This window comes from Streptomyces sp. NPDC056527, from assembly GCF_042794475.1.
In the GTDB taxonomy this organism is placed as follows: Bacteria; Actinomycetota; Actinomycetes; order Streptomycetales; family Streptomycetaceae; genus Streptomyces.
Genome location: NZ_JBHTTQ010000026.1, coordinates 46,325 through 52,753 on the forward strand (window position 1 = coordinate 46,325; position 6,429 = coordinate 52,753).

The 6,429-nt window shown below is 70.8% G+C and carries 3 protein-coding genes; 2 read left to right on the plus strand and 1 reads right to left on the minus strand.

Annotated elements, in window-relative coordinates; translation table 11 throughout:
• Positions 1-137: 137 nt before the first annotated feature.
• Positions 138-3,005, minus strand: a complete 2,868-nt coding sequence (gene leuS / locus ACFQ7Q_RS15880) for a leucine--tRNA ligase (RefSeq protein WP_383554826.1) — start codon at positions 3,003-3,005, stop codon at positions 138-140.
• Positions 3,006-3,496: 491 nt separating this feature from the next.
• On the opposite strand from leuS, the gene ACFQ7Q_RS15885 reads away from it, so the two are divergent.
• Both ACFQ7Q_RS15885 and ACFQ7Q_RS15890 read left to right on the plus strand, forming a co-directional pair.
• Complete coding sequence (locus tag ACFQ7Q_RS15885) at positions 3,497-4,729, plus strand: hypothetical protein (RefSeq protein WP_383554828.1); 1,233 nt, start codon at positions 3,497-3,499, stop codon at positions 4,727-4,729.
• Positions 4,726-6,303 (plus strand): NADH-ubiquinone oxidoreductase-F iron-sulfur binding region domain-containing protein, encoded by a 1,578-nt coding sequence (locus ACFQ7Q_RS15890; protein ID WP_383554830.1) that lies wholly within the window; start codon positions 4,726-4,728, stop codon positions 6,301-6,303. The genes ACFQ7Q_RS15885 and ACFQ7Q_RS15890 overlap by 4 nt, the downstream gene beginning before the upstream one ends.
• Positions 6,304-6,429 lie beyond the last annotated feature (126 nt).

The following is a 6,429-nucleotide window of genomic DNA, read 5'->3' on the forward strand; positions in this document are numbered from 1 at the left end:
ATCGACGTTGTGGTGGTGCTTGTATTTTTTTAATTGGGTCTGCTCGGGGTTTTAATTCTTAACCAAATAGCTGCTCTTGTGGGAGCACTCATATACCCCCTTGCCCGCGGGCACGGGGGGCGACGGTCAGGCCACCGTCAGGCGACGATGTTGACCAGCTTCGGGGCGCGCACGATCACCTTGCGGATCTCCGCGCCGCCCAGCGCCGCGACCACGTTCGCGTCGCCCAGCGCCAGCGCCTCCAGCTCCGCGTCCGAGATGGACGGGGAGACCTCCAGACGCGCCTTGACCTTGCCCTTGATCTGCACGACGCAGGTCACGGTCTCGTCCACGACGTACGCGGGGTCGGCGACCGGGAAGTCCTGGTGGACGACCGAGTCGGTGTGGCCCAGCTTGCGCCACAGCTCCTCCGCGATGTGCGGGGCCAGCGGGGCGACCAGCAGCACCAGGCTCTCGGCGACCGAGCGCGAGACCGCGCCGCCCGCCTTGGTCAGGTGGTTGTTCAGCTCGGTCACCTTGGCGATGGCGGTGTTGAAGCGCATGGCCGCCATGTCCTGCGAGACGCCGTCGATCGCCTTGTGCAGGGCGCGCAGGGCGTCCTCGTCGGGCTCGGTGTCCACGACCGTGACCTCGCCCGTCGACTCGTCGACGATGTTGCGCCACAGCCGCTGCAGCAGCCGGTACTGGCCGACCACGGCACGCGTGTCCCACGGACGGGAGACGTCCAGCGGGCCCATCGCCATCTCGTACAGGCGCAGGGTGTCGGCGCCGAACTCGGCGCAGATCTCGTCCGGGGTGACCGCGTTCTTCAGGGACTTGCCCATCTTGCCCAGGACGCGGCTGACCTGCTCACCCTCGTACCAGTAGCCGCCGTCGCGCTCCTCGACCTCGGCCGCCGGCACGGCGATGCCGCGCGCGTCGCGGTAGACGAAGGCCTGGATCATGCCCTGGTTGTACAGCTTGTGGAAGGGCTCGGCCGAGGAGACGTGGCCCAGGTCGAACAGCACCTTGGACCAGAACCGCGCGTACAGCAGGTGCAGTACGGCGTGCTCGGCGCCGCCGACGTACAGGTCGACGCCGCCGGTCGGCATGCCCTCGCGCGGGCCCATCCAGTACTGCTCGATCGCCGGGTCGACCAGCTTCTCGGAGTTGTTCGGGTCCAGGTAGCGCAGCTCGTACCAGCAGGAACCGGCCCAGTTGGGCATGGTGTTGGTCTCGCGGCGGTACTTCTTCGGCCCGTCGCCCAGGTCCAGGGTGACGTCGACCCAGTCCTCGTTGCGGGACAGCGGCGTCTCGGGCTGCGTGTCGGCGTCGTCCGGGTCGAAGGTGCGCGGCGAGTAGTCGTCGACCTCGGGCAGTTCCAGCGGCAGCATCGACTCGGGCAGCGCGTGCGCGACGCCGTCCTCGTCGTAGACGATCGGGAAGGGCTCGCCCCAGTAGCGCTGACGGCTGAACAGCCAGTCGCGCAGCCGGAAGTTGACGGTGCCCTCGCCGATGCCGCGGTCGGCCAGCCAGGCGGTGATCCTCGCCTTGGCCTCGACGACGCCCAGGCCGTCCAGGGAGATCTCGTCGTTCGCGGAGTTGACCAGCCTCGCCTCGTACGAGGCGAAGGCGTCGTCCCACGTGGACGGGTCGGTGCCGCGGTCGTCGCTCGGCTCGACGACACAGCGCATCGGCAGCTCGAAGGCGCGCGCGAAGGCGAAGTCGCGGGTGTCGTGCGCGGGGACGGCCATGATCGCGCCGGTGCCGTAGCCCATCAGGACGTAGTCGGCGATGAAGACCGGGACCTGCTCGCCGCTGACCGGGTTGGTCGCGTACGCGCCGGTGAAGACGCCGGTCTTGTCCTTGGCCTCGGCCTGCCGCTCGACGTCGGACTTGGAGGCGGCCTGCTTGCGGTACGCGGCGACTGCGTCGGCCGGGGTGGCGTGGCCGCCCGTCCACACGTCGTGGGTGCCGGCGGGCCACGCGTCCGGGACGATCTTCTCGACCAGGTCGTGCTCCGGGGCCAGCACCATGTAGGTGGCGCCGAACAGGGTGTCCTGGCGGGTGGTGAAGACGGTGATCGCGCCGGTCTCGCCGACCTGGAAGTCGACGCGGGCGCCCTCGGAGCGGCCGATCCAGTTCCGCTGCTGCAGCTTGATGGCCTCGGGCCAGTCCAGCGCGTCCAGGTCGTCCAGCAGGCGGTCCGCGTAGGCGGTGATGCGCATGTTCCACTGGCGCAGCTTGGACTTGAAGACGGGGAAGTTGCCGCGCTCGGAACGGCCGTCGGCGGTGACCTCCTCGTTCGCCAGCACCGTGCCCAGACCCGGGCACCAGTTGACCGGCGCGTCGGAGGCGTAGGCCAGCCGGTACTCGCCCAGGACGTCGGCACGCTCGACGGCGCTCAGCTCGCTCCACGCGCGCGTGGAGCCCGGAACGTCACGGGTGCCGTTCTCGAACTGCTCGACCAGTTCGGCGATCGGACGGGCCTTCCCGGCCTCGTCGTCGTACCAGGAGTTGTAGATCTGCAGGAAGATCCACTGCGTCCACTTGTAGTAGTCCGGGTCGATCGTGGCGAACGACCGGCGCTTGTCGTGGCCCAGGCCCAGGCGGCGCAGCTGGACCTTCATGTTCTCCATGTTGGCCTCGGTGGACACGCGCGGGTGCGTGCCCGTCTGCACGGCGTACTGCTCGGCCGGCAGGCCGAAGGCGTCGAAGCCCAGGGTGTGCAGCACGTTGTGGCCGGTCATGCGCTGGTGACGGGCGAAGACGTCCGTGGCGATGTAGCCCAGCGGGTGACCGACGTGCAGGCCCGCGCCCGAGGGGTACGGGAACATGTCCATGATGAACTTCTTGGGGCGGGCGGCGACCGCCGGATCGCCCGCCAGGTCACCGGTCGGGTTGGGCGCCTCGTAGGTGCCCTCGGCGTCCCAGAAATCCTGCCAGCGTGCCTCGATGTCGGCGGCCATGGCCGCCGTATAACGATGCGGGGCCGCCGTCTCGGCAGCCGAATTCATCTCGCTCATGATCCTTGAAGCTCCATCGATCGTCTCTGCCCACTGCCCGCGAACTGCACTGCCACGAAATGAAAAATCCCCTCGCACAGGAGGGGACGCCGCGCCGATTCCGACCGGATCTTTCATCCGTCGGGACTGATCAGCGCGGCTCGCTAAGCAGAAGGCGTACGGCACGCATGGCGCCAGGGTACCGCAGGGCCCGAGCGGGCCGCACCGACGTTCCGGCCCGTGGCCGAGCGACCATCGGCGAGGACGCCGCCGTGGGCGAGCCACGTCTCCGGGTCGCCCGAGCCGCCCAGGTTACTCCGCGTATCGCCCCTATCCGGGGCAACCCCAAAGTCAGTTGGCCGTTGAGAGTCCCTTAAACACGCAAACCACCTACCGGTCGGTATGGGGCGACCTAACATGCGGCCCAACGGGACTGCTTATCCGCACCATTCGGAGTCGCCCCTATGAACCCTCATCGCAAGAAACGCACTGCCCCCGCCGAGCGAACCGGTATGAGCAAGCCGGTTCAGGGCGGGCTCTCCGTCGCAGCGCTGGTGATCATTCCGCTGCTCGCCATCGGCGGCAGCGACGCTTTCCGGGCAGCGCTCGACTTCACCAGCGGCGTGCTGTCGCTGGTGTCCCTCACCGCGTCGGTCGCCTGGGGCCTGATCGCCACCGACCGGCTGCTGCTCTCCCCGCGGCACCGGCTGCTCGCCCAGGGCATCCACCGGGCCACCGCGGTGTCCTCACTCGGCTTTCTGCTGCTGCACGCCACCGTCAAGGTGTCCCTCGGTCATGTCGCGGTGATCGGCGCCCTGATTCCCTTCGGCCTCGGCATCACGGGCACGTCGGCACTGATCGGCTTCGGTTCGCTCGCCGGGCTGCTCATGGTCGTCGCCGCCTCCACGGGCGCCCTGCGCAGCACGCTCGCGGGCCGCAGCCGCTTCGCCGCCCGCTGGCGGCCGCTGCACATGCTGGCGTACCCGGCCTGGTGCTTCGCGCTGGTCCACGGCCTGTACACCGGCAGGCCCGCCGCCACATGGGTCGTCGTCATGTACTGCCTGGCCCTGACCTCCGTGGCCGCGGCCGTCTCCCTCCGGATGCTGCCCGCTCCGACCCAGCGGGCCCTCGCCGACCGGTTCGTCGGGCTCCTGGCGTCACTGGAGGGCCGCACCAGGGCCGAGGGACCCGACCGGGCGGACGAACCGGCCGAGACCCCCGCCAGAGCCGAGGACGAGGGCGAGCGCGGCTACGAGCCGCCCACCGTGTCCGCCGAGTGGCTGGACCGGCCCACGGGCCGCCCCTCCCTGTCTCCCCCGCCCGAGCCGCTCGCACCCCCCGTACCGAGCAGCCGGCTGTTCGAGTCCCCTCCCCCGCTGTTCGAGACCCCTCCCCCGCTCTACGAGTCCACCTCACCGCTCTACGCGCCGCCTCCACCGCTCTACGAAACGGCTCCCCCGATCCCGAGTCAGGCCCCGACCGCCGGCCCCGGCACCTCCGCCGGTTTCTCGGCCGCCTACCGCGCGGTGTCCCGTGCCACCGCCCCGGCGCCCGACTCCGCTCCGTACACCTCCGGCGACGCCCCGCTCGCCGAGCGCATACCCATGACCGAGGAGCTCCCCGTCGTCCCCGACCCCACCCTCCGTGCCGGCTACTGGCCCACGCCCTCGCCCCCGATGCCGACCTACTCCAGCCCGCCTCCCGCGGGTGAACCCTGGACCGCACCCGCAGGAGACCGCCCGTGAACGCCCCGCTCCCCGACGTCCCCGAGGTCCGCGTGGTCGGTCTGCCTCAGCTCACCCAGGGCTTCGACCTGGTCGAGCGGCTCGGTCTGGAGATGCATCTGAAGGTGCACGGGCCGCTGGATCCGATGAGCGGCGAACGGCTCGCCCAGCTCGCGGACGAGATATCCCTCCACGGGCGCGGTGGCGCCGGTTTCCCCTTCGGCCGCAAGCTGAGGGCGGTCGGCAAGGCGGCGATCCGCCGTGGGATACGTCCCGTGGTGGTGGTCAACGGCAGTGAGGGCGAGCCCGCCTGCCGCAAGGACACGGTGCTGCTCAACCGGGCCCCGCACCTGATCCTGGACGGCGCGCTTCTGGCGGCCGAGGCGCTCGGCGCCCGGACGCTGATCGTGGCCGTGACCCGTAACTCCACGGAGATCTCCATCCGCTCGGCGCTCGCCGAGCGGGGCCTCTCCGACCGCCGCGGGCAGCCTCTACGCGCGCGTGTCGTCAGAACTCCCGAACGCATGGTCTCCGGAGAGGCGTCGGCGGTGATCCGCGCGATCGGCGGCGGCCCCGCGCTGCCCCCCGGCCGCCGTGAGCGCGCGGCGGAGTCCGGGGTGGGCGGGGCGCCCACCCTGCTCTCCAACGCCGAGACCTTCGCCCAGCTGGCGGTGGGCGCCCGGATCGGTCCGCGCCGCTACGGCCACACCGGCCTGGAGGCGGAACCCGGCACGGTGATGCTGACGATCTCCGGGGCGGTCGCGCGCCCCATGGTGGTCGAGGTGCCGACGGGCGTCCCGCTGCGGTACGTGCTCCAGCTGGCCGGGGCGCCGCAGCTGCCCCAGGGCGTCCTCACGGGCGGGTACCACGGCAACTGGATCGATTCGATGGCGGTCGACAACGCGGTCGTCTCGCGAGCGTCCCTGTCGGCCGTCGGCGGGTCGCTGGGCGCCGGTGCGATCCTGCCGATCGGCCCGGAGACCTGCCCGATCGGCGAATCCCTCCGGGTCGCGAACTGGCTCGCGGCCGAGACCGCGGGCCAGTGCGGGCCCTGCCGGCTCGGGCTGCCCGCGGCGGCCGGTGGCCTCTCGGACGTGCTCAACGGAGGCGGTCCCGCCGCGCTGGAGGCGCTACGGGAGGTCACCCAGGCGGTGAAGGGCCGCGGCGCCTGCAAGCACCCCGACGGTTCGGCCCGCTTCTTCGCCTCGACCCTCTCGGCCTTCACGGACGATCTGGCCGCCCATGTCCTCGACGGCGGCTGCGGACGCCCGACCATCGGCGTGCTGCCCCTCCCCGCCGCCGGCTACCAGGACGCGGAGGAGTCGATCCCGAGCGGCGAGAAGCTGGCCGTGGACTGGACGCTGTGCCAGGGCCACGGGCTCTGCGCGGACATCGTCCCGGAGCTGATCAGACTGGGCCCGGACGGCTACCCGGCGCTCGCCGACGCATCCGTGCCCATGCATCTGCGGGGACGGGCGCAGCGGGCCGTACGCCGCTGTCCCGCGCTTGCCCTCCGGATAGAGCAGGGCCCCCAGGAGCGGCCGGCCCTGCCGCCCGGCCCCGGCCGTAAGGCACTGGGCAGCGGCCGGGGTTGACACCCGGCCCCCTGAACACGAAGAAGCGGTTCATACGATTCGGATGTTGCGGGTGGTGTTTGTGTTGTGGTAAGGTTAATTGTAAAACTTAACTGCATCATGCCGGGCTCGTTTACACATCTGACG

What these genes read in the sequence shown, in the direction of transcription:
- ACFQ7Q_RS15885 (WP_383554828.1), top strand. Translation starts at nt 3,497, where the DNA reads ATGAGCAAGCCGGTTCAGGGCGGGCTCTCCGTCGCAGCGCTGGTGATC.
- leuS (WP_383554826.1), bottom strand. Translation starts at nt 3,005, where the DNA reads ATGAGCGAGATGAATTCGGCTGCCGAGACGGCGGCCCCGCATCGTTAT.